Source organism: Bradyrhizobium sp. 26S5 (genome assembly GCF_036923295.1).
Lineage (GTDB): Bacteria > Pseudomonadota > Alphaproteobacteria > Rhizobiales > Xanthobacteraceae > Bradyrhizobium > Bradyrhizobium septentrionale.
Map to the genome: position 1 here is coordinate 3,805,583 of NZ_CP145948.1, position 22,634 is coordinate 3,828,216.

Sequence of the window (22,634 nt, forward strand, 5' to 3'; positions counted from 1 at the left end):
CCTCAGGCGTCCTCGAACAGCGTCTCGACGGTGCGCAACGCGCCGTCGAGTTCGGCGCCTTCGGCATCCCTGAGCGCGACCTTGGTCAGCCGCTGCACCCATTCGGCAGCGTCGGGCCGGCCAGCTAGGCGATCGGCGGCACGCATGACCTTGTCGAATTTCGATTCACCGCGGGTATGGGTGTCCGAATAGCCGCCGACGAGACGGCGCGCTTCGCACACGGCGGTCGCGAGCCCGACATCGTGTGCTGCGAATTTCTGGACGCGCTGCGCCCAGCCGTCGAGATGGCGCGTCTCGCGGGAATGCCGCAGATTGCCGCGGCGGAAGCGACGCAGGCCGGCAAGGCAGTACAGCAGTAGAAAGGACGCCGGCGCGGTTGTGCGCAGCTTGCGTCCACGGTCGATCAATCCAGCAAGTCGTTCGCTCCGCTCAACCTTCGCGCCGAGCCGCGGCGGCAACAGCCCTGCCATCTCCTCGATCCGCGGATGGAAGAACTCGGTGATGGCGAGAACCTGGTCGTCAGCGGCGCGCACCTCGCGGCGCAACCGCTTGAATCGTCCTGCGCGGGTCTTGAGATCGGCCACGCGGATGACGTCGTCATAGGCCATCGCAACCGCGAGATACTTTGCGAAAGCCTGCAGCAGGCCGGTGGCACCGCGCGGCATGGCTTCCAGCCGATCGAGATACTCGCCGCCATAAGCCACATCCTGATAGTCGACCACGCGTTGCAGGCCGGCGGCGACAATGCCGTGCACTTCGGCGGGCAATAGCTGGGCACGTGCGACCAGCGCGTCGTAGCCGGCGTGGCCGATCGGCTCGAGCTTCGGAAATCGTTTGGCGAGCGGCGGCTTTGCCGCTGGCTTGGTCTTTGGATCCTGTTTGAGCTCGGCGGCTGCGCGCTCCTGGCCGGCGGCAAACGCGCGCAGGCTGGCATCGACGCCGACACCCGCGGCCCGGATCGTTTCTTCAAAATCCTCGGTCGTGAAGGGCAGGGCGGCGGAGCCCGCCAGTGCGCCGAACAGCACCGCGGAGACCGCGCTGGCGGTGGCATCTGCAATCTCGGCCATGTCGAATGCGATGAAGCGGTTGGCGGCGACATTGGCGGCGTCGTAGACCTGCGAGGCGTCGGCGGTGCCGTCGCCGGGCGCGGTCTTCTCGATCACCGCGAGCGAGCGGTGCGAGGAGCCGATCAGAAGCGTGCGGTCGGGCGAGACCAGTCCGCGCAGGATCGCGCGGCCGGCTTCCATCAATTCGGCGCCGATCACGATGTCGACTTTGCCGGGCGCCGGCATCAGCGACAGCACGGGATGGCGGTCTGGCCTGCTCGCGTCGGGCGCGATCATCTCGATATAATAGATCGTGGCACCGGTGCGCTGGGCGACGCCGGGTACCGAGGTCGATTGCGCATACCAGCCGCGCCGCTCGGCGAGCGCAACGATCCAGTCGACCAGGACACCGCCGCCCTGGCCGCCCATCGCGAGCACCGCGACGCTGATCGGGCGTGCCTGGCTGAGGCCGACTGCGAGGGGGGCGACCGAGACGTTCATACCGCCTCCTGCTCGAACATCACCCGCCGTCCCGCCCGCCAGCGCTGTAAGGTGCCGATCAGCCGCCGCCAGAGCCGATCGAACCGCACTTCGGACGCGGTCGGATTGGAGACGATGTCGGCGCGATAGAACGAGGGACACAACACGGCAGCGTCCGCGACTTCGCCGCAATGGCCGCAGCCGACGCAGGAGTTGTCGACGGCGGCGACCGGATTATCCTTCAGCGGGTCGTCGGTCGGCTTCACCGACAGCGACGGACAGCCGGACAGACGGATACAGGCGTGGTCACCGGAACAAACGTCCTCATCGACGCCGAAGCGCTCGCGCACGATGCGCTCGCCGCGTTTGGCGGCTGCGGCCGCCAGCGGCCTTACGCGCCGCTGCTTGTTCAGCATGCATTCGGACGAGGCGACGATGATCTTCGGCCCTTTCTCCTCCGTGGTCAGGGCCTCGCGCAGCGTATCGCGCATCCGCGTCACGTCGTAGGTGCGGTCGATCTGGCGTACCCATTTGGCGCCGACACCCTTCACCGCCTCGACGATCGGATGCTTGGTCGAGCGCGAACGGTTGTCGGCGCGCGAGGACGGGATGTCCTGGCCGCCGGTTGCGGCGGAGTAGTAGTTGTCGACCACGACGATCACGCCATCATGCTGGTTGAAGACGGCGTTGCCGATCCCGCTGCTCAGCCCGTTATGCCAGAAGCCGCCGTCGCCCATCATCGAGATCGAGCGCTTCCCCGCGGGAACATTGAAGGCCGAGGCCGACGCCGGTCCGAGCCCGTAGCCCATCGTGGTGGCCCCGATGTTGAACGGCGGCAAAATCGAAAACAGGTGGCAGCCGATATCGGCGGCGACATGATGTGGGCCGAGCTCCTTTTCCACCAGCTTCATCGCGGAAAAAATCGGCCGCTCCGGGCAGCCGGTGCAGAAGCCCGGCGGCCGCGGCGGGACCACATCTGCCAGCGCGCGGATCTTGTCGTCGACCTCGACCCGATCGATGTTCGGTGCGCGTGCGGCATCCGGCAGCACGTCCGGGCGCCAGCGGCGGATGAAGGCGCCGATCGCCTGGCCCATCACCTGCGCGGTGTATTCGCCAGCCATCGGCAGCAAGTCCTTGCCATGCAGTTTGGCTGGAATATCCGCATTGCGGAGGATCTTGTGCAGCGCCTGCTCGATGAATTCGGGCTGGCCTTCCTCGACCATCAGCACGGCCTTCTTGCCGCGACAGAAGTCGATCACCTCGCGGTCGACGATCGGGTAGGTCACGTTCATCACATAGAGCGGCACCCGCGTTTCGCCCCAGACATCCGCCAGCCCGGCCTCGCGCAGCGCCGTGATCACGCCGTTATACATACCGCCTTGCATGATGATGCCGATGTCATCGATATCGCCATTGAACGTCTCGTTCATGCCGCGGGCCTGGATGAATTCGACCGCCGCGGGCCAGCGCTTCTCGATCTTCTCCTTCTCGTGCAGGTAGGAGGCCGGCGGCAGCACGATGCGGTTGGTATCGCGGGACGGCTGCTCGAGCGCGCGGGACAGCGGGAAGGTCGGGCGGACATTGTCGCGGGTGGCGAAGCGGCCATGGACGTGGCAGGCGCGAATCCGCACCTCCAGCATCACGGGTGTGTTCGACGCCTCGGACAGATCGAAGGAATCCCGCACCGCCTTGACGATCGAAGCCACGTCGGGCCGCGGATCGACCAGCCAGAGCTGCGATTTCATCGCAAAGGCGTGTGAACGCTCCTGCATGATGGAGGAGCCTTCGCCGTAATCCTCGCCGATGATGATGAGCGCGCCGCCGGTCACGCCGCCCGAAGAGAGATTGGCGAGAGCGTCGGACGCGACATTGATCCCGACCGGCGCCTTGAAGGTGACTGCACCGCGCAGGGGATACACCACCGAGGCGGCAAGCGTCGCTGCTGCAGTGGCTTCACTGGCGCTGGATTCGAAATGCACGCCGAGGTCGGACAGGATATCCTGTGCGTCCGACAGCACGTCCATCAGATGCGAGATCGGCGCACCCTGGTAGCCCGCGACATAGCTGACGCCGCATTCGAGCAGGGCCTTGGTGATGGCGAGGATGCCTTCGCCGCGGAACTCCTGGCCGGCACCGAGCTTGAGGTCCTCGACCTCGCGCGCGAAAGAGCGTTCTGCCATGCTCGTCTCCTCGGGCCTTCCGCGGTATCCCGCACGACCGAATATAGTTTAGGCATCAAACAAAAATCATGTCAATCGGACTGGGGGATTTCGTTGCGCGAGCTCGCGTCGCGTCTAGTTTATACGCATTTGTAAGCCTGTTCCGGCGGCTCAGTGCCCGGATCCGCGGCTCCACAGTTCAGTCGGCTTGCTTGACAGGATATTTTAGTAGTGAAACATTATTGGGGCGCGTTGCGGTCTGGCGGCGCGCGGCCTTTGCGGGAGATTCACATGACCCCGGGTTCGATCTTGCGCGGGCCGTCGCGCGAACATCTCGCGTGGCCGTTCTTCGATGCTGGCCACAGCGAATACGCCGCCGCGCTCGACGCGTTTGCCGCCGACCTCGGCGATACCCATGGCGGCAATGTCGATGAAACCTGCCGCTCGCTGGTTCGCAGGCTCGGCGCTGCGGGACTGCTTGAGGCATCGGTCGCCGGTGACCGGATCGACGCGGTGATCGATTCCCGGCTGATCTGCATCGCCCGCGAGACACTCGCCTGGCACTGCGGGCTCGCCGATTTTGCCTTTGCGATGCAGGGACTTGGAACCGGCGCTGTTGCGATCGCGGGTGCACCCGAATTGCGCGCGCTGGTGCTGCCGAAGGCGCGGCATGGCGAATGGGTCGCCGCCTTCGCCCTGTCGGAGAAGGAAGCCGGTTCCGATGTCGCCGCCATGACCTGCAGCGCCCGGCGCGAGGGCGACCACTACATCCTGGATGGCGAGAAAACCTGGATCTCCAACGGCGGCATCGCTGATGTCTATACCCTGTTCGCGCGGACCGGAGAGGCGCCGGGCGCGCGGGGCATTTCCGCCTTCGTGGTGCTTCCCGACGATCCCGGCTTTTCGATCGCCGATCGCATCGATGTGATGGCGCCGCACCCGCTGGCGACGCTGCGCTTCGAAGGATGCCGGATTCCGGCGGCGCGGCTGCTCGGCTCCCCAGGCGAAGGCTTCAAGATCGCAATGCGCACGCTGGATATTTTTCGTGCGTCGGTCGCGGCCGCTGCGTTGGGCTTTGCCCGCCGCGCGCTCGACGAAGCGACGGTGCATGCCAGGAGCCGCCGGATGTTCGGCGGCGTGCTGGGCGACCAGCAATTGACCCAGGCCGCGCTTGGCGACATGGCGGCTGGCGTCGATGCCAGCGCGCTCCTAACCTATCGCGCGGCATGGCGGCGCGACGTGCAGAAGGCGTCGACGACGCGCGAGGCGGCGATGGCGAAGATGGTCGCGACCGAAACCGCGCAAACGGTGATCGACCGGGCCGTGCAGATGTTCGGCGGCCGCGGCGTGCGTTCCGGCGAGATCGTCGAGCAGCTCTATCGTGAAATCCGCGCGCTGCGAATCTATGAGGGCGCAACCGAGGTCCAGAAACTGATCATCGGACGCGACGTCCTGAAGGGGGGCTGACCGGGATCGTGCCGACGGGCAATTGACAACGCGGCGCCGGACAAGGCGCCGGTGCAGGAGGGCGAGATGGCAACGACAGCGCGTGAGAACCATCGGGAAAACGTGGCCGGACGGGCCAATGTCGAGGATACGCCCGAGTTGCTCGCCTATTACGACGAGCTGGAAAGGCTGGAAGCCGGCCCGCTGTGGACGGTCGCCAACAAGATCGAGCCCTGGCAGCCCAAATCGTCGTCGGTTCCAGTGTTGTGGCGCTACGAGGATCTGCGTGCCCATGTGTTGCGCTCGGTCGAATTGGTGTCGCCCGAGAAGGCCGGTCGCCGCGTCATCTATCTGAACAATCCCGGCCGCCGCGAGCATGCTGCCGCGGTCGGCTGGCTGTATTCGGGTCTGCAGGTCATGCACCCGGGCGAGGTCGCTTCCGCCCACGCCCATTCGGCGTCAGCGCTTCGCTTCATCATGGAGGGCGAGGGCGCCTACACCATCGTCGACGGCCACAAGATGACGCTCGGCGCCAATGATTTCGTGCTGACACCGAATGGCACCTGGCACGAGCACGGCGTCGCGAGCGACGGCTCGCCCTGCATCTGGCAGGACGGTCTCGACATTCCCCTGGTCAACGCACTCGAGGCGAATTTCTACGTGGTTCACCCCGACCTGCAGCAGAGCGTCGGCTATCCCGTCGACGACATGACGCACACTTGGGGCAATCCCGGCCTGCGTCCGGCGGGCGCCGAATGGTCGAAAGGTTATTCGCCGCTCCTGAAATATGAGTGGGGGGCGACCTACGAGGCGCTGCAACGCTATGCGGGGGCCACCGGAGGCTCGCCCTATGACGGCGTTCTCATGAACTACGTGAATCCGGTCACCGGCGGTCCGGTGATGCAGACGATCGGCGCCTCGATGCAGATGCTGCGGTCCGGCGAGAGCACGCGCGCGCATCGCCACACCGGCAGCTTCATCTATCAGGTCGCCAAGGGAAGCGGTCACTCGATCATCGACGGCAAGCGCTTTGACTGGAAGGAGCGGGACATCTTCTGCGTGCCGTCCTGGGCCTGGCATGAGCACGTCAACGCGTCCGCCGGCGAGGATGCCTGCCTGTTCACCTTCAACGACCTGCCGGTCATGAACGCGCTCGGGCTCTATCGCGAGGAAGCCTTCGGCGACAATGGCGGTCACCAGCCCCTCGTTTCCTAGGAGAGCGAACGTGCGTCTCGTGACTTACCGCAGCACGGTCGAGGCTGCAGCGCGTCTTGGCGCGGTTATTGACGATCTGGTCGTTGACGTTGAGGAGGCCGGCCGGCATGCCGGGGCGCGTCTTCCGTCCTCGATGCTGGATTTCATCGGGTACTCATAATCGTCGGCGATGTCCGCTTCGCTCCGATACCGACTGCCTTTGTGCAACTGCAGCAAATGTCGCCGATTGACATCAAGGTAGGCGTTGGATCATCGTTCATAAGAGCTATTGGCTGTAGAGGACGTGTCCCTATGCCCGCCGCGCAGCACGAACTGGTGCTCTACAGCCGGGACGAGCACGTAGTCACGATCACGCTCAATCGGCCCGAGAAGCGCAACGCATTCAACGCGGAGCTTGTCAAAGAACTAAGGGCTGCACTGCTTCGGTTTGAGGCCGATGATGATGCATTCGTCGCCGTTCTGACCGGCTCAGGGCCCTGTTTTTCGAGCGGGGCCGACGTCGGCGAACGACAGATCCGATCCGTTGCGGAGTTCGATCGACTTGGCGGTCCACAAGAGCCGGATGCTCACACCGCCGATCTTCTCGCGCGACTGCCGAAGTCGAAGCCGATCGTTGCAGCCGTGCACGGGGTCGTGATGGGGCTGGGCATGGGTGTCGCTTTCGAGTGCGACTTGGTCGTTGCTGATAGCCAGACACGTTTTCAAATCACCGAAACACCGCGCGGGCTCGGCGGTGCTCGCTTCTGGGCTTTGCTCCATTTCTGCGGCGGAGGTAGCTTCGCGACGGAAGTGGCGCTCACCGGGCGGTTTTTTTCGGCTGCGGAAGCGGCCGCGGCGGGGATGGTCGGTTCTATTGCTCCGCCCGGTTCGGTCGTCGAGACAGCTACCGCTCTCGCCCGCCAGATCGCAGCCAATCCGCCTCTAAGCGTTCAAGCAACCGTACGAGCACGCCGCTGGTTCATGGATCAAGCCGAGCGAGCGGCGATGGCGATTACCGATCCGATGAAGCTCTATCTGACAGAAGACTTTCGCGAAGCGCTCGCAGCGCACCTCGAGAAACGTAAGCCGCGGCCTTTTCGGGGACGATGAGTTGCTCCAATCGCGTTCACGCAAGTTCGAGGTGGGCGTATCGAGATGAATCGGTTCAAATCACTTTGGGGTGGCGCTGCCAACCTCGATCGATCGGATAACGAGACGATCCAGCAGCGAATACGGCGCCATGTCGAGCGTCGTGGCGGTACTCCCGCAGTCTGGTTCGCCCCCGATCAATTCTGCAGCTATAGCCAGATGAACGAGAACGCTACTGTCATTTCCGAAGCGTTGAAATCTGCGTCAGGCGCATCAAGTCCTCGGGTGTGCTTTCCAATGCCTCGCGGCTCGTCTGCGCTCTATGGGTTTCTGGGCGCAATCGAGTGCGGTACCTGCTGTCCACTGGACGGAAAGCTCAGGCAAAACGAGTTTGACGAGGCTTACTCGGTCCTGTTGCCGGATGTCGTGCTGAGCAGCGAACCTCAATCGATAGGCGTGAAAGTGGCCGCTGCCGCAGGCATAGCCATCGTCATCTACGAGGTTTCCCCGGATCACGGGAACTGCCGCATCATCGACGTGAAGCCCGCCAAAAACGTGCGGCGTGCTGATCGTCTCATGACCTTGACGTCGGGAGAAGCGCCGGCCGTTCTGATGCGCACGTCCGGGACGACAGCGCAGCCCAAGCTCGTCGGGCTTACGCATGCCAATGTTCTGGCTGCGACAGACACGATGCGGGTGGCGTTCGAACTCACCGAAAGCGATGTTTGCATTACGCCGATGCCATTGCATCACGTGCATGGGTTGATAGCGGCAGCCCTTTCAGCGCTCTCTGCCGGCTCATCGATTCATTGCTGCGAACGTTCTCGCCTCGATCGTTCGATCAGGCATTACGGGACTACGCGCCGACCTGGCTTACGGCAGCGCCCGCGCTGCACATCGCTATGAGCGACTACTATGCGGGACAGAATTTTACGCCGAGTATTCACACGCTGCGATGCTTTCGCTCATCGTCCGCGCCGCTTCCGCCTGCATCGATAGCGCGTTTGGAAGAGCTGTACGCCGCGCCGCTGCTGGAAACGTATGGGCTCACCGAGACCGCCTCAACCTTGTGTTCGAATCGACTGCCTCCAGGGAAGCGCAAGCCCGGCTCGGTTGGACAAGCAATTAGCGCGGACTTGAAAATCGTCGATCCGGAGGGGCGTGAGTTACCGGCAGGCCAGGACGGCGAGGTGATCTTGAAAGGTCCCGGTGTGATCAGCGAGTACGTCGGAACTCAGCCAGCGGACGCGTTTATCGACGGCTACTTGCGCACCGGCGACATCGGACGCGTCGACGGAGACGGCTATTTGTACATCGTTGGTCGATTGAAAGAGGTCATCAAGAGAGGCGGGCACTCAGTCTTTCCGCTGGAGATAGACAACGCATTGCTGGATCATCCGGCTGTCGCCGAGGCGGTGACGTTTTCGATCCCTCACCCGACCCTCGGCGAGGACGTTCTCGCCGCCATAGTGCCGAAGGCAGGCTCCGTTGTACTTCCGTCAAGCATCCGTGAAAGTGCTGCCGAGGTCTTGAGCGGCTATAAAGTTCCGACGCGAATTCTCGTAGTTGAAGCAATACCCCGCAATGCCATCGGGAAGGTGATGCGGCGCGATGTGCCGTCCCTATTGGCGAAACAGCTGGCGCCCGCTCGGATAGCGGCGACCCAACCCACCGAGCAGATACTACTGGCGGTTTGGCTGGAGATCATCCAACGCGATGACATCGGCATCACAGACAACGTTTTCGAGTTCGGCGCAGATCCGCTCCGAGCCGAGCTGGCTGTGGCCAGGATTGATCAACGCTTCGGCGTCCGCTTTTCGTTGAAACAAATTTTCGCACAACCGACGGTGAAGGAGCAGGCGGTGCTCCTCGATAACAAGGGTACGCATCATGCCGCGCCCTAGTGTGTTCGGATGATGCGAGGCCCCACTTCTACTTTGCATGGGGTTGTTTTCGCGTTTTTAGTCCCGCTCCTGGTCTCTAATGCCCGCCGAGATAGGCCGCGATCAGCTTCGGGTCGTGGATCAGGGTATCCGCCGGCCCCGACTGGATGATCTCGCCGGTTTCCAGCACATAGCCGTAGTCCGCGGTCTCGAGCGCGGCCCGTGCGTTCTGCTCGACCAGCAGCACCGAGACGCCGAGGCTCCGCAGCGAGGCGATGGTGCGGAAGATTTCGCGGACGATGAGCGGCGCGAGCCCAAGGCTCGGTTCATCGAGCACGAGCAGCTTCGGCTTCGCCATCAGCGCGCGGCCCAGCGCCAGCATCTGCCGCTCGCCGCCGGATAAGGTACCGGCGGCCTGCTTGCGTCGCTCCTTCAACCGTGGAAAGCGGTCGAACACGTCGTCGAGGCACGTCCGTGTCGCCGAGCGATCGGGCAGGCTGTAGGTGCCGAGCAACAGATTGTCGGCGACCGACATGTCGGCGAACAGCTCGCGCTTCTCGGGCACGAGGCAAAGGCCGCGTTCGACCCGGCCCTCGACGTCGATTTTTGCGAGATCGGTCCCCTGGAAGATCATCCGGCCGGTGCATCGCAACAGGCCGATCGCGGCCATCAGCAGGGTCGTCTTGCCGGCGCCGTTCGGACCGATCACGGTCACGATCTGTCCCTGTTCGACGGACAGCGAGACGTTCCGCACCGCCTCGACCTTGCCGTAGGCGACCGACACATCCTCGATCGAGAGCAGCTGTGTCACGCGACGCCTCCGAGATAAGCCTCCTGGACCCGGGCGTCGTTGCGGATCGCCGCCGGGCCGCCCTCGCAGAGCTTCGAGCCGAAATCGAGCACGACGATACGGTCGACCAGCGACATCACGAACTCCATGTCGTGCTCGACCAGCAGGATCGTCAAATGGTCCGCGCGCAGTGACCGCAACAGCTCGGCGAGTTTCAGCTTCTCCTGGCGGCGCAGGCCTGCCGCGGGCTCGTCGAGCACGAGCAGCGTCGGATCGGCGGCGAGCGCGCGGGCGATTTCGAGCACGCGCTGATTGCCGAGCGGCAGGTTGCCGGCGAGCTCGAACGGCTTGTCGCCGAGCCCAACCCGCTCGAGCTGCCGCAAGGCCTCGTAGCGCGCGCTCGCTTCCTCCGCCCGGTTCAAGCGCAGGGCGCCGGCCAAGAGACCGGTCGTGGTGCGCGCATAGGTGCCGAGCAGCACGTTATCGAGCAGCGTCATGCGCGGACGCAATTTGACGTGCTGGAAGGTGCGGGAGATTCCGGAACGGGCGATCCGGAATTGCTGGTCATGGGTGATCGACCGGCCGGCGAATTTTATCTCGCCGCTGTTGGTGCGAAGCGCGCCGGTGAGCAGGTTGAACATCGTGGTCTTGCCGGCGCCGTTCGGCCCGATCAGGCCGAGGATCTCGCCGGACCGCACCTCGAAGCTGACGTTGTTGACGGCGACCAGGCCGCCAAAGCGCCGTTGCGCGCCGCTGACCTTGAGCAGGAGCGTGCCCGGCGCCGGCTGCTCGCGACGCGGCAGCGGCGCGGCCGGCTGTGGACGGGACAATTTCAGATCCGGCAGAAAGCCGGCGAGGAGCGGCACGATGCCTTGTCGCGCCCGCTGCAGAAACACGATGAACAGCGCCGAGAACGCGACGATCTCGAGCTGGCCCGAGGCGCCCTTGGCGATCAGCGGAAGGTAGTCCTGCACGGAATTCTTCAGCAGCGTCACGATCGCAGCACCGACCACGCCGCCCAGCACGCTGCCGGCGCCGCCGACCATGGCCATCATCAGATATTCGATGCCCATGCTGGCATCGAACGGCCCGGGGCTGACGAAACGGCCAAGATGGGCGTAGAGCCATCCTGACAGTGCGCCGAACAACGCGGCGATGACGAACGTCACAAGCTTGATCTGAAATGCGCTGATGCCGAGGCTTTCGACCAGCGTATTGCCGCCGCGCAACGCCCGCATCGCGCGGCCGATACGCGAGTCCAGCAGGTTGTAGCAGACGAGCAGCACCGCCCCGACGATGGCCCAGATCAGGAAATAGATCTGCCGGCTCTCGACCAGAGCGAACGGGCCGATCGAGATCGGCGGAAGGCCCGAAATGCCGTTATGCTCGCCGAGCCCTTCGATGTTGCCGAACAGGAACGCGATCGCCAGTCCCCAGGCGACCGTGCTCAGCGACAGGAAATGTCCTTGCAGGCGCAGCGTCACGAGACCGAGAATCGCCGCGATGCTGCAGGTCAGGACCACGGCCAGCACCAGCCCGAGCCAGGGCGAGTAGCCGTTCACCGCGGTGACCCACGCGGTCGAATAGGCCGCGATGCCGACGAAGGCGGCCTGGCCGAACGACACGATGCCGCCGACCCCGGTCAGCAACGCAAGCCCGATCGCCGCAAGCGCGTAGACGCCGATATAATTCAGCAATGTGATGCTGAACGGATTGAGCACGAACGGCGCCGCGACGAGGCAGGCAATCACCGCGGCAACGATCAGGCGGATCTGCGTCGCGGTCATTCCTCGACTTCCTCTTCGGAATGCTGCGAGGCGAGCGAACGCCAGAGCAGGACGGGGATCAGCAGCGAGAACACGATGACGTCCTTCAGGGTGCTGCTCTGGAACGAGGCGAAGCTCTCGAGAATTCCGACGCCGAAGGCGCCGAGCGCGGCGCCCGGGTAACTGGTCATGCCGCCGATGATGGCGCCGACGAAGGCCTTGAGGCCGAGCAGGAAGCCGGAATCGTAGAAGATCGTGTTGACCGGCGCGATCAGGATGCCGGATACCCCCGCCATCAGCGATCCCAAGAGATAGGCGATGGTCCCGGCGCGTGCCGGTCTGATCCCCATCAGCCGTGCCCCGGTCCGGTTGAAGGCCGTCGCGCGCAACGCCTTGCCGAGCAGGGTGAAATCGAAGAACAGCAGCAGAAGGCCGCTGAACAGCAGCGCCGCCACCAGGATCAGCACCGTCTGTCCGGACACCTGGACGCCGGCGATCTCCATCCCGAGCGAGGTCAGCGGCTCGGTCCTGACGCCTTCGGGGCCGAAGAACAACAAGCCGAGGCCAACCAGCGCGAAGTGGAGCGCGACCGAGACCGTGAGCAGCAGCAGCACCGAAGCGTCCGCGATCGGGCGGAACACGATCCGGTCGAGCAGCGGCGCGACCGGCATGATCAGGAGCAGCGCCAGCACGATCCTGACCGGCGCCGGCGGATTGAACCGCATCGTCAACCAGACGATCCCGACCACGATCAGGGGAAGCACGAGATAGCCAAGGACGGCTTTCGGCACCGAGCGGAACTCGCCGGCGCGCGCAAGGGACGCCACTTCCATGACGCAGGCCATGCATGCCAGCACGACGACCAGCCCGACCGTCCCGGGAAGCTGGTGGGCATCGAGCGCCGCCAGCGTCAGCGCGGTGAAGGCTGCGATGTCGCCGAATGGAATGAAGATCACTCGCGTGACGGTGAAGATCAGCACGGTCCCGATCGCCACCAGGGCGTAGACCGCCCCGGTCGCTATGCCATCGATCGCGAGGATCGCTGCGATATCTGCCGTCATGCTGTTGGCCGTTCTTCTCTGCTATTCCGCCCTCACGGCGCGTAGGTCCAGACGCCGTTGATCAGGCGCACGATCACCAGCGAGCGCTCGTCGACGCCGTGATAGGCCCCAGGCTTGAAGTTGTAGACCGCGTGGACGCCGGCGAGTTCCTTGGTGTCGAGGATCTCGTCGCGAAGCGCCTTGCGGAATTCGACGGTGCCGGGCTTCGCCGTTTTCAGCGCGCGCGCCGCGGCCGATGTGAAGATCATCCAGCCGTCGAAGGAATAGGCCGCGAACACGTCCGTGGTCGGGGCGTTGTTGGCCTTCTGGTAGGCCGCGCGGAATTCAAGCGCCAACTTCTTGGCGAAATGGCTGTCCGGAAGCTGATCGGCGACGATGACCGGACCGGTGGACACCTGGATCCCTTCGGCAGATTTGCCGCCGACGCGTACGAAGTCGGGATTGATCAGCGCAACCGTGCCGTAGGTCTTGCCTTTGAAGCCGCGTTCGCCAAGCGCCAGCAGCGGGAGCGAGCCTTGCGTGCCGGATCCGCCGATCAGCACGGCATCGGGCCGCGCCGCCAGAACCTTGAGGATCTGACCGGTGACCGAGGTGTCGACGCGTGCATAGCGCTCGTTGGTCAGGATCTTGATGCCGTCTTCGGTTTCGGCCGCCTTGGCGCCGTTGTAGACGAGATCACCCCAGGCGTCGGAGAAGCCGATATAGCCGATGTTCTTGACGGCATCGCGCTTCATGCGATCGGCGACGACCTTGACCAGCAGTGAGGCGGGCTGCGGAACGGAAACACCCCATTGATCGGCCGGATTGGGCTGTCCGGAGACCGGAGAGACTGCGATCATCGGCACCTTCAATTCGGTCGCGACGGCCATCATCGCGATGGTCGAGGGCGCGGTGGCGGTGCCGATCAGCAGATCGACCTTCTCTTCCTCGATCAGCTTGCGTGCGGCGCGCGTCGCCGCGGAGGGATCGGAGCCGTCGTCGAGCTGGATCAGCCTGATCTTCTCACCGTTGATCTCACCCTTGTACTCCAGCGCGGCCTGGATGCCGCGCCCATAGGGGATGCCGATCGAGGAACCGGGTCCACTGAGCGATGTCACGAACCCGACCGTGATGTCGGCCTGCGCGGTCGAAGCCGTGACAAGGCCTGCCAAGACTGCAGTCAGACTAAAAATCTTGCGCATTGCATTCCCCCTTGGCTGAAAACAGTCGCTAGCTGAGCGAGATGTCAGTATGGATCGAGAGAGGATCGACAGGAGCCGTGACATGACCGCAAGCACGACCGGCCCGGGCATCGAGCGCCGCTTCATCGCGACGCGCCTTGGCCGCATCCATGTTGCGATGGCGGGAGCCGGGTTCCCCGTTCTGTTGCTGCACCAGACGCCGCGCTCGTGGGATGAGTATCGTGACGTGCTGCCGCTGCTCGGTCGCGATTTCCGCGCGATTGCCATGGACACGCTTGGCTTCGGGGATTCCGACCGGCCATTGGGCAAACCTTCGATCGAGTTGTGGGCGCAGGGTGCGCTGGCGCTGCTCGACGCGCTGGAAGAGCCGCGCAGCGCGATCGTCGGTCACCACACCGGTGCGGCGATTGCGGTCGAGATCGCCGCTGCGTCGCCTGCGCGCGTGAGCGCGCTGGTGCTCTCGGCCTGTCCCTTTGTCGATGCGGCGCGGCGCGCCAAGCATCAGGGCACGCGGGTCATCGACGATGTCGAGACGCGAAGTGACGGCGCCCATCTCACCGAGCTGTGGGCACGCCGGCAGCCGTTCTATCCGGCCGATGATACCGATCTGTTGCGGCGCTTCATGGTCGATGCGCTGCGGGCCGGCGAGATGGCGGCCGAAGGCCACCGGGTGGTGAATCGCTATCGGATGGAGGATCGTCTGGGACACATCCGGTGCCCCACGCTGGTCATCGCACCGACCGACGATCCGCACGCTCATCCGGCGGCTCCAAGGGTCGCTGGAGCTATCGGCGGCAGCGTGCTGCGCGAGCTCTCAGGAGGCATGGTGCCGCTTCCCGATCAGATGCCGGAGGCTTTCGCCGGCCTGGTGCGCGATTTCGTCGCTGCCGAGGTCGCCAGGCTCTGAAACGACGTGCCGGTTCGCCGCGAATGCGAACCCGCCCGTCGCACCTGCTGTTCCGAGCCTGATGATCTCAGCCACGATTGAGGAACCCTTGGCAACGCAACGATCGGCGGAAGCTGTCCGTCAATTATTTAAAGCCTAAAGTATTTTCTGACGGAACGTCAATACATCAACTCCCGGGTTCGTAGAAAAGTTTGCGGTGGTGTGTACGGCCAGGAAAGCGGAATTTGCTTATGCAAATAGGACGGGCGCCCGCTGCCTGTCGTTTCGGCAAACAGCTCGCAGTTGCGCGCCGCGCGTGCGGATGCGCCGTTGAATTGACGCCAAAATTATTATGTGCTTGAAATATTTCGGTCGATGGAACGGCGCATCGCTGCGACGCGCTCTCATAATGACAGGCTTGTGCGGGTCGTTAGTCCTTCTGGACTGCAGAGGTTCAAGGCCCGGTGCGGTCCGCCCGTGAACAGGATATTCGCTGTGCGCGTCTTCTGGCAGAGCTTCGTCGACCAGACCACAAGCGCGCCATACATGGCGCGGCTTGCAGCCTACCTAAACGAGATCGCCGCGCCCGGCACCAGCGTCCACGTCGAGGGCATCACGCCCGCCGATCGTGATTTCGGGCGCCTGAGCGAATTCCGCTGTGCGATCCAGGCGGTCGACAACGGGCTCGCTGCGCAGGAGCGCGGCTTCGATGCCTATGTCATGGGTCACTTCCAGGATCCGGGATTGTACGAGTTGCGCTCGGCACTGACGATTCCGGTGGTCGGTGTCGGTGAGGCGACGCTGCTTGCGGCCTCGCAGCTTGGACGCCGCCTCGGCCTCGTCACGCTCGATGCTGCCTTTGAGGTCTGGCACTACGAGCAGGCCGATCGCTATGGGCTCGGCGGTCGCGTGGTGCATGTCACGAACATGGGATGCCGGCCCGAGGATTTCAGCGCAGCGTTCGCCGGCGATGCCCAAGCGAAAGCGCGCATGCTGCGCGATTTTGCGGCCTGCGCGCAGCCTCTGGTCGATCGCGGCGCCGATGTCGTGATCCCGGCCGGCGTGTTGCCCGGTCTTCTCATTGCAAGCGAGCACGGCTTCAAGATAGGCCATGCGCCGGTGGTCAACTGCGCGGCGGTCGCGCTGAAGAGCGCCGAAATGTGGGTGCAGCTGCAGCGCCTCAACGGCACCGAGCCGAGCCGCGGGCCGAGCTTCGCGCTGGCCAATGAGCGCGCCCGCCAGGATTTTCGCGCGCTCGTTGCGCGCATGCAGAGCACCGAACCCAAGCTACGTTGAGGACACGCATGCTGCAGCCCGACAAGATCTTGTATGAAGCCGAAGTCATCGCAACCGGCGGGCACGAACGTTGTCCTCATTCGAATGCGACGCGTGGCAATATCGACGTCAAACTGACCGTACTCTGAGCGGCTTCACCACAGGAACCCGGCAATCAGATGCAAAGCCCGATCCGCACACCTTATGACCGGGTCGTGATGGCGGTTCCCGTGACGATCCCCTACGTGCGCTACTCGATCGAGAGCGCGCAATGGTGGATCGGGCGGGCGCTGAAATCGCTGGTCGATGGTGCCGGCATCACGCCGCGCGACATCGACGGCTTCTGCGTTTCGAGCTTCACGGCCGGGCTCGACAGTGGAATCGGTCTCACCCAGCATTTCGGCCTGTGCGTGCGCTGGCTCGACACCATACCGCTGGGCGGCGCGAGCGCGATTGCCGCCGTGCGACGCGCCGCGCGGGCGGTGCAGGCGGGTGACGCACGCATCGTGGCCTGCGTGGCCGGCGACACCAACCACGTCGATTCGTTCCGTACCACGCTGGAGAACTTCTCGCGCTTCAACCAGGACGCAGTCTATCCCTATGGCGCCGGCGGCGCCAATGCGAGCTTCGCGCTGATCGCGCGCAACTATATGCGCACGTTCGGCGCGCGGCGTGAGGATTTCGGCAAGATCGCGGTTGCCCAGCGCACCAATGCGCTGCGCAATCCCAACGCACTGATGAAGACGCCGCTGACCGTCGAGCAATACATGGCGGCGCGGCCGATCGCCGATCCGATCCATCTGTTCGATTGCGTGATGCCGTGCGCCGGCGCGGAGGCCTTCCTGGTGATGACCGAGGACGTCGCTGCGTCGCTGAATCTGCGGTGCGCCAAAATCCTCGCCACGATCGAGCGCCACAACGCGTTCGGCGATGATCCTGTCCAGGTACGGGGCGGCTGGGCGATGGACATTGATGAGCTCTACGCGATGGCCGGCGTCAAGCCGGACGATCTCGACTTCGTCGAGACCTACGACGATTATCCCGTGATCTCGATGATGCAGTTCGAGGACCTCGGCTTCTGCCGCAAGGGCGAGGGACCGGATTTCGTGCGCCAGCATGACCTGACGATCGACGGTTCCTTCCCGCACAACACCTCGGGCGGCCAATTGTCGGTCGGGCAGGCGGGTGCCGGCGGCGCCTATCTCGGGGTGGTCGAGGCCCTGCGGCAGGTGCTGGGGCTCGCTGGTCCGACCCAGGTCAAGGATGCGCGCATCGGCTTGGCGTCGGGCTTCGGAATGATCAATTATGATCGCGGCCTCGCCTCGGGCGCGGCGATTCTCGCAGGACCAGGCGCATGATCGAGCCGATCGCAAAGCCGCGCCGGAAGAATCCGTTAGCTCGGACGCGGCTGCCGACGTCGCCGCCGCAGCCGCGCAGCCGCACCTCGCACGGGTTGACGCGCGCCGCCGCGGAAGGACGTTTCATGCTGCAGCGTTGTGGTGCCTGCGCGGCCTTCTGCTATCCGGCGCGCGATGCGTGCCCCGCTTGCCTTTCCGCCGATCTCGCTTTCACAGACGCGCCGCGGCGCGGCACGCTGCTGTGCGAGACCACGCTGCACATCCCGGCCGACGTGCATTTCCGCGAGCGAGCGCCATGGCGGGTCGGTCTGGTCGCGATGGACTGCGGGCCGCGGCTGGTGACCCATTTGCATGCCGATTGCGCGGAGGGCCAGCTGGTCGTGATGTCGTTTCAGCTGGACAAGAGCGGGCAGGCCGTGGCTTTCGCGCACCCCGAACGTGAGACCCCCAACATGACGGACGACAGGCAGTGGCGTGAGATGACCGCCGATCCGAAGTTCCGGCGCGTTCTGGTTACCAATGGACGGAGTATCGTCGGCCAGGAAGTGGTGGCCGCACTGAAGGCGGCCGGCGCGTCGATCGTGTTCGTCGGTGTCGCAGAACCGTGGAAGCCGTTCCGTGGCGAAGAGGCGTTGCGCGCGCTTGAGGGCGTCGAAATCGTGCCGCTCGACATTGGCGATGAGAAGTCGGTCGCGGACCTCGCGGCCGATATTGGCGGCAAGGTCGACATCCTCGTCAACACTGCCGAGCATGTGCGCGCCGGCGGGCTGCTCGATCGCCAGGGCACCAGCATCGTGCGCGACGAGATCGACCAGGCGTATCTCGGCTTCGTGCATCTGGCGCAGGCGTTCGGACCGGCAATGCGGATGCGTGGCGCCGATGGCGTCAACAGCGCCGCCGCCTGGGTCAATATCCTGTCGGTCTATGCGCTGGCGAACTGGCCCGTGTTCGGTGCCTACTCGGCCTCACAGGCCGCCGCGCTTTCGCTGTCGCATTGCCTGCGCGCCGAGTTCCGGCCCGGCGGTGTCAAGGTCGTGAACGTCTTCACTGGCCCGCTCGATATCGAGTGGTTCCAGACCGTGCCGCCGCCGAAGGTCGCGCCCCGCGCGGTCGCCAGCGCCATCGTGTCGGCGCTCAAGCGCGGATTGGAAGATGTGTTCGTTGGCGATATCGCCGAGGAGATCCGCCAACGCCTTGCGGCCAATCCCAAGGCGGTCGAGCGTGAGCTAGGGACGTGAGCGGGCTGATCGAAAAAAGAACGGGAGAGGCGCAATGGATAGCAACAATCTGACGCAGTTCGCTGGCGCAATCGCGTCCGGCGCGGTGCGTGTCGTCGACCTGACTTTCACGCTCAGCCCCGATTTTCCCGTCATCGTGCTGCCGCCCGAGTTCGGGCAGGCCGCGCCGGTGCGGATCCAGCGGATTTCGCAGTACGATGCCGCGGGTCCCGCCTGGTACTGGAACAATCTGACCTTCGGCGAGCACACCGGTACGCATTTCGACGCGCCGATCCACTGGTTCACCGGCAAGGACCTGCCGAACAATTCGGTCGACACGCTGCCGGTGCGCGACATGATCGCGCCGGCATGCGTGATCGACTGCTCGGCCGAGGCGGCGCAGAATCCGGACTTCCTGCTGACGATTGCTGCGGTCGAGGCCTGGGAAGGCCGTTATGGACGGATTCCGGAGCGCCACTGGGTTCTGCTGCGCACCGACTGGTCGAAGAAGGGCTGGCGCGACTACGCAAATCTGAAGGACGACGGTGCACATACGCCGGGGCCTGATGCCGCCGTGATGCGATGGCTGGTCGAAGAGCGCGGCATCATCGGCCTTGGCACCGAGACGATCGGGACCGACGCCGGACAGGCCGGTCATCTCGGTCCACCCTATCCGGCGCACCATTTCCTGCACGGCGGCGGGCGCTACGGCCTGCAGTGCCTGTGCAATCTCGATCAGCTTCCAGCGACCGGCGCGGTGATCATCGCCGCGCCGTTGAAGATCCAGAACGGTTCGGGTAGTCCGCTGCGCGTGCTTGCGCTGGTGCTTGCCGCGTAGCGCTGGAGCCTTTTCGTCTACATCGAGTGAGATCATGAACAAGACAACTTTGTTGGTCGGCGCCGCGCTGCTGCTCGGCGCCGCGATGCCGGCCCATGCTGAAATCCTGGTTGGATTCGTGACCGGGCTGAGCGGCCCGGTGTCCTCGATCGGCGTGCCGAACGCCAAGGGGTTGGCCGCGGGCCAGGCGTATATCGGCGAGGTCGATGGCGAAAAAGTCCGCGTCATCCAGCTCGATGACGGCTCGGACCCGGCGGCGTCGACGCGCAACGCGCGCAAGCTGGTGGAGCAGGAGCACGTCGACTTCCTGATCGGAACGTCGGGCGCGCCGCAGACGCTGGCCATGGCCACGGTTGCGGTCGAGATGAAGGTGCCGATGGTGGCGATCTCGCCGATCGCGCCGGCGCCGGCAGGCGAGGGCGGTCCATGGGTGGTGCAGACGCCGCAGCCGACGCCGCTTCTGGTCCAGGGCATCGTCGATCACATGAAGGGCCGCGGCGTGAAGACCGTGGCGTTCATCGGCTTCTCCGACGCGTTCGGCGACCTGATGTACAATTCGCTGATGCAAAGCGCCGAGAAGGCCGGGATCAAGGTGACCGCGAACGAGCGTTATGCGCGCTCTGACAATTCGGTCACGGCGCAGGTGTTGCGGGCGCTGTCCGCCCGCCCCGATGCGATCATGCTGGGCGGCACGGGCACCCCCGGTGCACTTCCTGTGATCGCGCTGTCCGAGCGCGGTTACAAGGGGCCGCTCTACGGCAATCACGGCATGATCAGTGCCGATTTCCTTCGGCTCGCCGGCAAGTCGGCGGAGGGCATCATCTGTCCGACCGGACCGGTGACGGCAGCCGAGCAGCTTCCCGAGAGCAATCCGATCCGCAAGGTCGCGCTTGCGTTCCGCGCGGCCTATGAAAAGGCCAATGGCGAGCCGCCGGCCGATGCGTTCTCACCTTATGCCTTTGACGGCTGGCTGGTGTTCATCGATGCCGCCAGGCGCGCCAAGGCAACAGGTGCGGCGCCGGGCACGCCGGCCTTCCGCAATGCGCTGCGCGAGGCGCTGTTCACGACCAAGGATGTGGTCGGCGCGCACGGCATCTACAGCTACACGCCAGCGGATCGCCACGGCGTCGACGACCGCGCGCGGATCATGGTCCAGATCGAAGGCGGGAAATACAAGCTGCTGCCGTGACAGCGGCAGCCCGGGTTCAGGCGTGGCGCAGCTTCGCCTTGAGCTGACGCATGTCGATCGCGCGATTGGCGGCAACGGCTGTGGCCGCGAGTGTCTTGATCTCGCCGCGGGCGAGCTTGCGCGTCGATGACAGCGGCAGCTCGTCGACGATCGCCACATAGCCGGGGACCTTGTGATAGGCGAGGCGTTCGGCGCAGGCCTTGACGATCGAGGTAACGAGCACGTCGGCGTCGTCGACCGTCACATTGGGCACGATAAAGGCGAAGACCTCCTCACCGCGGATGTCATCGGGAACCGGCGTGACTGCGCAGCCACCGATGCGCGTGTCCATGTAAAGCGCGCTTTCGACCTCGAGGACGCCGATGTTTTCGCCGCTGCGCCGCACGATGGTTTTCTTGCGATCGAAGAAATACATCAGCCCGTCGTGGTCGGCGAACACCAGGTCTCCGGTGTGGAACCAGCCGTCCTGCCAGGCCGCTTCGGTAGCCTCCTTATCCTTCAGGTAGCCGCTGAAGAATCCGGCGCGCGGTGCGTCGCCCTTGGCGCGGACCAGCAACTCGCCGGGCTTGCCGAGTGCGACGTCGGCGCCCTGGTCGTCGACGAGGCGATACTCCATGCTATCAGACGGCCGGCCGACGCAGCGTGCGCCAAAGCCCGCCGGCTCGCGCGCGGTGGTTGTGGCTGCGGCGCCGCCGGTCTCGGTCATCGCCCAGGCCTCGACGATCGGGATGCGGTAACGCTCCTCGAATGTGGCGCGGTGGCGGACATCGACGCCGGGGGCGAAGGCAAAACGCACGCGATGCTGCCGTTCGACCTCGGTCGCCGGCAGCTGCAGCAGGATGGCTGGGATGACGCCGAGGCAATGCACGACGGTCGCGCCGCTGTCAGCCACGCACTGCCACCATCGGTTGGCATGAAAGCGGTCGAGCGGCACCACGGCGCCGCCGAGCACCATCATCCCGACCGCGCTGCAGCCCAGTGCGTTCATGTGGAACATCGGCAAGGGTGTCAGATTGATCTCGCGATCCGGCTGCAGCGTGGCGACGCCGCCCTGCGCGAGATACCAATCGGCAACCTGCAGGAAATAGCGGTTCGAGAGCATGCAGCCCTTCGGCTTGCCGGTGCTGCCGGAGGTGAACAATAGCGCGCATTCGCCGTTGAAGTCCGGTTGTTGGGCTGCAACCTCGCTCTGGCAGGACGGAATACGGCCGTCGGTGTCGATCAGGCGGGCGCGCCCGAGCACCGCATCCTTCGTCACGTGGATACGATCCGGCGTTGCCACCAGCAGGTCCGCTTCCGACAGCTCGAGCTGGAACGACAGCTCATCCGGGCGGATGTCCGGGTTGATCGGGACGATCGAGGCCCCGAGCCCATTGAGCGCGAGCCAATGCAGGAAGAACACGGGGCGATTTTCCAGCAGCAGGGCAACCCGCGCGCCTCGTCCATAGCCCGCAGCCGCATATTCCACGCGCAGGCGATCGATCTCCGCCTTGAACGCCCCGTACGCGATGTCAAATCCGTCGGGCGCGTAGGGCAATTGCGCGCTGGCAGGCGCAAGCAGGAACGGCGCGTCCGGACGTCTTGCGGCCGATGCTATGAAGGCATCGGAGGGCGATCGATTGGGAAACTCAGGGCTCATCGCGGGGAGTGCTCCTGTTGATGCCTCCAGTCCTGCACGAGATCACGACCGGAACCCGCGCGCAGCCCTTGCTGTGGCGGCAGCTTTCGTGAATACTTTAAGCCTAAACTATCTCGCTGGCCAGTGGCGATATCGGC

General features: G+C 64.8%; 18 protein-coding genes and 1 pseudogene. 12 read left to right on the forward strand and 7 right to left on the reverse strand.

Going from position 1 to position 22,634, the window contains the following annotated elements; translation table 11 throughout:
* Positions 1-2: 2 nt before the first annotated feature.
* Together V5279_RS17415 and V5279_RS17420 are read right to left on the reverse strand one after the other, a co-directional pair.
* Positions 3-1,547, reverse strand: coding sequence for an indolepyruvate oxidoreductase subunit beta family protein (locus tag V5279_RS17415; RefSeq protein ID WP_338699367.1), 1,545 nt, complete (start codon positions 1,545-1,547; stop codon positions 3-5).
* On the reverse strand, positions 1,544-3,706 hold the full coding sequence (locus V5279_RS17420) for an indolepyruvate ferredoxin oxidoreductase subunit alpha (RefSeq protein WP_338699369.1): 2,163 nt from the start codon (positions 3,704-3,706) through the stop codon (positions 1,544-1,546). Before V5279_RS17420 ends, V5279_RS17415 begins: the two co-directional genes overlap by 4 nt.
* A 270-nt stretch (positions 3,707-3,976) precedes the next feature.
* Here V5279_RS17420 and V5279_RS17425 point away from each other — a divergent pair, with 270 nt between their 5' ends.
* The 6 genes and pseudogenes from V5279_RS17425 to V5279_RS17450 all read left to right on the forward strand — a co-directional run bounded on the left by V5279_RS17425 (position 3,977) and on the right by V5279_RS17450 (position 9,318).
* Positions 3,977-5,152, forward strand: a complete 1,176-nt coding sequence (locus tag V5279_RS17425) for an acyl-CoA dehydrogenase family protein (protein ID WP_338699371.1) — start codon at positions 3,977-3,979, stop codon at positions 5,150-5,152.
* Between the two features lie 66 nt (positions 5,153-5,218).
* Entirely contained in the window at positions 5,219-6,346 is a 1,128-nt protein-coding gene (locus V5279_RS17430; RefSeq protein WP_338699373.1) for a cupin domain-containing protein, read from the forward strand.
* A gap of 10 nt (positions 6,347-6,356) precedes the next feature.
* A complete protein-coding gene (locus V5279_RS17435; protein WP_338699375.1) occupies positions 6,357-6,506 on the forward strand; it encodes a hypothetical protein in 150 nt (49 codons plus the stop codon).
* Between the two features lie 131 nt (positions 6,507-6,637).
* Positions 6,638-7,435, forward strand: coding sequence for an enoyl-CoA hydratase/isomerase family protein (locus V5279_RS17440; protein WP_338699376.1), 798 nt, complete (start codon positions 6,638-6,640; stop codon positions 7,433-7,435).
* Between the two features lie 45 nt (positions 7,436-7,480).
* A pseudogene (locus V5279_RS17445) lies at positions 7,481-8,952 on the forward strand (AMP-binding protein); the annotation flags it as partial.
* A gap of 63 nt (positions 8,953-9,015) precedes the next feature.
* A complete protein-coding gene (locus V5279_RS17450; RefSeq protein ID WP_338701246.1) occupies positions 9,016-9,318 on the forward strand; it encodes a phosphopantetheine-binding protein in 303 nt (100 codons plus the stop codon).
* A 76-nt stretch (positions 9,319-9,394) separates the two neighbouring features.
* On the opposite strand, the gene V5279_RS17455 is transcribed toward V5279_RS17450, so the two are convergent.
* The 4 genes from V5279_RS17455 to V5279_RS17470 are packed head-to-tail and all read right to left on the reverse strand — an operon-like array spanning position 9,395 to position 14,095.
* Positions 9,395-10,108 (reverse strand): ABC transporter ATP-binding protein, encoded by a 714-nt coding sequence (locus V5279_RS17455; RefSeq protein ID WP_338699378.1) that lies wholly within the window; start codon positions 10,106-10,108, stop codon positions 9,395-9,397.
* Complete coding sequence (locus tag V5279_RS17460; RefSeq protein ID WP_338699380.1) at positions 10,105-11,874, reverse strand: branched-chain amino acid ABC transporter ATP-binding protein/permease; 1,770 nt, start codon at positions 11,872-11,874, stop codon at positions 10,105-10,107. Before V5279_RS17460 ends, V5279_RS17455 begins: the two co-directional genes overlap by 4 nt.
* Positions 11,871-12,914 carry a branched-chain amino acid ABC transporter permease gene (locus V5279_RS17465; protein ID WP_338699382.1) on the reverse strand — a complete coding sequence of 348 codons (1,044 nt, stop codon included), beginning with the start codon at positions 12,912-12,914 and terminating at the stop codon, positions 11,871-11,873. Before V5279_RS17465 ends, V5279_RS17460 begins: the two co-directional genes overlap by 4 nt.
* Before the next feature lie 32 nt (positions 12,915-12,946).
* Positions 12,947-14,095, reverse strand: a complete 1,149-nt coding sequence (locus tag V5279_RS17470) for an ABC transporter substrate-binding protein (RefSeq protein ID WP_338699384.1) — start codon at positions 14,093-14,095, stop codon at positions 12,947-12,949.
* 82 nt (positions 14,096-14,177) lie between these two features.
* Between V5279_RS17470 and V5279_RS17475 the strand changes: the two genes are divergently transcribed.
* The 6 genes from V5279_RS17475 (at position 14,178) to V5279_RS17500 (ending at position 20,858) form a co-directional block, all read left to right on the forward strand.
* The gene (locus tag V5279_RS17475; RefSeq protein ID WP_338699385.1) at positions 14,178-15,002 is read left to right on the forward strand and encodes an alpha/beta fold hydrolase; all 825 of its coding nucleotides are present in this window, start codon (positions 14,178-14,180) and stop codon (positions 15,000-15,002) included.
* A gap of 474 nt (positions 15,003-15,476) precedes the next feature.
* Positions 15,477-16,277 carry an aspartate/glutamate racemase family protein gene (locus V5279_RS17480; RefSeq protein ID WP_338699387.1) on the forward strand — a complete coding sequence of 267 codons (801 nt, stop codon included), beginning with the start codon at positions 15,477-15,479 and terminating at the stop codon, positions 16,275-16,277.
* 158 nt (positions 16,278-16,435) lie between these two features.
* Positions 16,436-17,614 carry a thiolase family protein gene (locus V5279_RS17485; protein ID WP_338699390.1) on the forward strand — a complete coding sequence of 393 codons (1,179 nt, stop codon included), beginning with the start codon at positions 16,436-16,438 and terminating at the stop codon, positions 17,612-17,614.
* Positions 17,611-18,852, forward strand: a complete 1,242-nt coding sequence (locus V5279_RS17490) for an SDR family NAD(P)-dependent oxidoreductase (protein ID WP_338699392.1) — start codon at positions 17,611-17,613, stop codon at positions 18,850-18,852. The genes V5279_RS17485 and V5279_RS17490 overlap by 4 nt, the downstream gene beginning before the upstream one ends.
* A 34-nt stretch (positions 18,853-18,886) precedes the next feature.
* A complete protein-coding gene (locus V5279_RS17495; protein ID WP_338699394.1) occupies positions 18,887-19,669 on the forward strand; it encodes a cyclase family protein in 783 nt (260 codons plus the stop codon).
* A gap of 34 nt (positions 19,670-19,703) precedes the next feature.
* A complete protein-coding gene (locus tag V5279_RS17500; protein ID WP_338699396.1) occupies positions 19,704-20,858 on the forward strand; it encodes an ABC transporter substrate-binding protein in 1,155 nt (384 codons plus the stop codon).
* A 16-nt stretch (positions 20,859-20,874) separates the two neighbouring features.
* Here the strand turns inward: V5279_RS17500 and V5279_RS17505 are convergent, their stop codons facing one another.
* Complete coding sequence (locus V5279_RS17505; RefSeq protein WP_338699398.1) at positions 20,875-22,497, reverse strand: AMP-binding protein; 1,623 nt, start codon at positions 22,495-22,497, stop codon at positions 20,875-20,877.
* Positions 22,498-22,634 lie beyond the last annotated feature (137 nt).

Coding starts and splice junctions, on each gene's coding strand:
- V5279_RS17420 (WP_338699369.1), bottom strand. CDS start 3,706: ATGGCAGAACGCTCTTTCGCGCGCGAGGTCGAGGACCTCAAGCTCGGT.
- V5279_RS17430 (WP_338699373.1), top strand. CDS start 5,219: ATGGCAACGACAGCGCGTGAGAACCATCGGGAAAACGTGGCCGGACGG.
- V5279_RS17460 (WP_338699380.1), bottom strand. CDS start 11,874: ATGACCGCGACGCAGATCCGCCTGATCGTTGCCGCGGTGATTGCCTGC.
- V5279_RS17500 (WP_338699396.1), top strand. CDS start 19,704: ATGAACAAGACAACTTTGTTGGTCGGCGCCGCGCTGCTGCTCGGCGCC.
- V5279_RS17490 (WP_338699392.1), top strand. CDS start 17,611: ATGATCGAGCCGATCGCAAAGCCGCGCCGGAAGAATCCGTTAGCTCGG.
- V5279_RS17470 (WP_338699384.1), bottom strand. CDS start 14,095: ATGCGCAAGATTTTTAGTCTGACTGCAGTCTTGGCAGGCCTTGTCACG.
- V5279_RS17495 (WP_338699394.1), top strand. CDS start 18,887: ATGGATAGCAACAATCTGACGCAGTTCGCTGGCGCAATCGCGTCCGGC.
- V5279_RS17415 (WP_338699367.1), bottom strand. CDS start 1,547: ATGAACGTCTCGGTCGCCCCCCTCGCAGTCGGCCTCAGCCAGGCACGC.
- V5279_RS17465 (WP_338699382.1), bottom strand. CDS start 12,914: ATGACGGCAGATATCGCAGCGATCCTCGCGATCGATGGCATAGCGACC.
- V5279_RS17505 (WP_338699398.1), bottom strand. CDS start 22,497: ATGAGCCCTGAGTTTCCCAATCGATCGCCCTCCGATGCCTTCATAGCA.
- V5279_RS17425 (WP_338699371.1), top strand. CDS start 3,977: ATGACCCCGGGTTCGATCTTGCGCGGGCCGTCGCGCGAACATCTCGCG.
- V5279_RS17485 (WP_338699390.1), top strand. CDS start 16,436: ATGCAAAGCCCGATCCGCACACCTTATGACCGGGTCGTGATGGCGGTT.
- V5279_RS17475 (WP_338699385.1), top strand. CDS start 14,178: ATGACCGCAAGCACGACCGGCCCGGGCATCGAGCGCCGCTTCATCGCG.
- V5279_RS17450 (WP_338701246.1), top strand. CDS start 9,016: ATGCGGCGCGATGTGCCGTCCCTATTGGCGAAACAGCTGGCGCCCGCT.
- V5279_RS17440 (WP_338699376.1), top strand. CDS start 6,638: ATGCCCGCCGCGCAGCACGAACTGGTGCTCTACAGCCGGGACGAGCAC.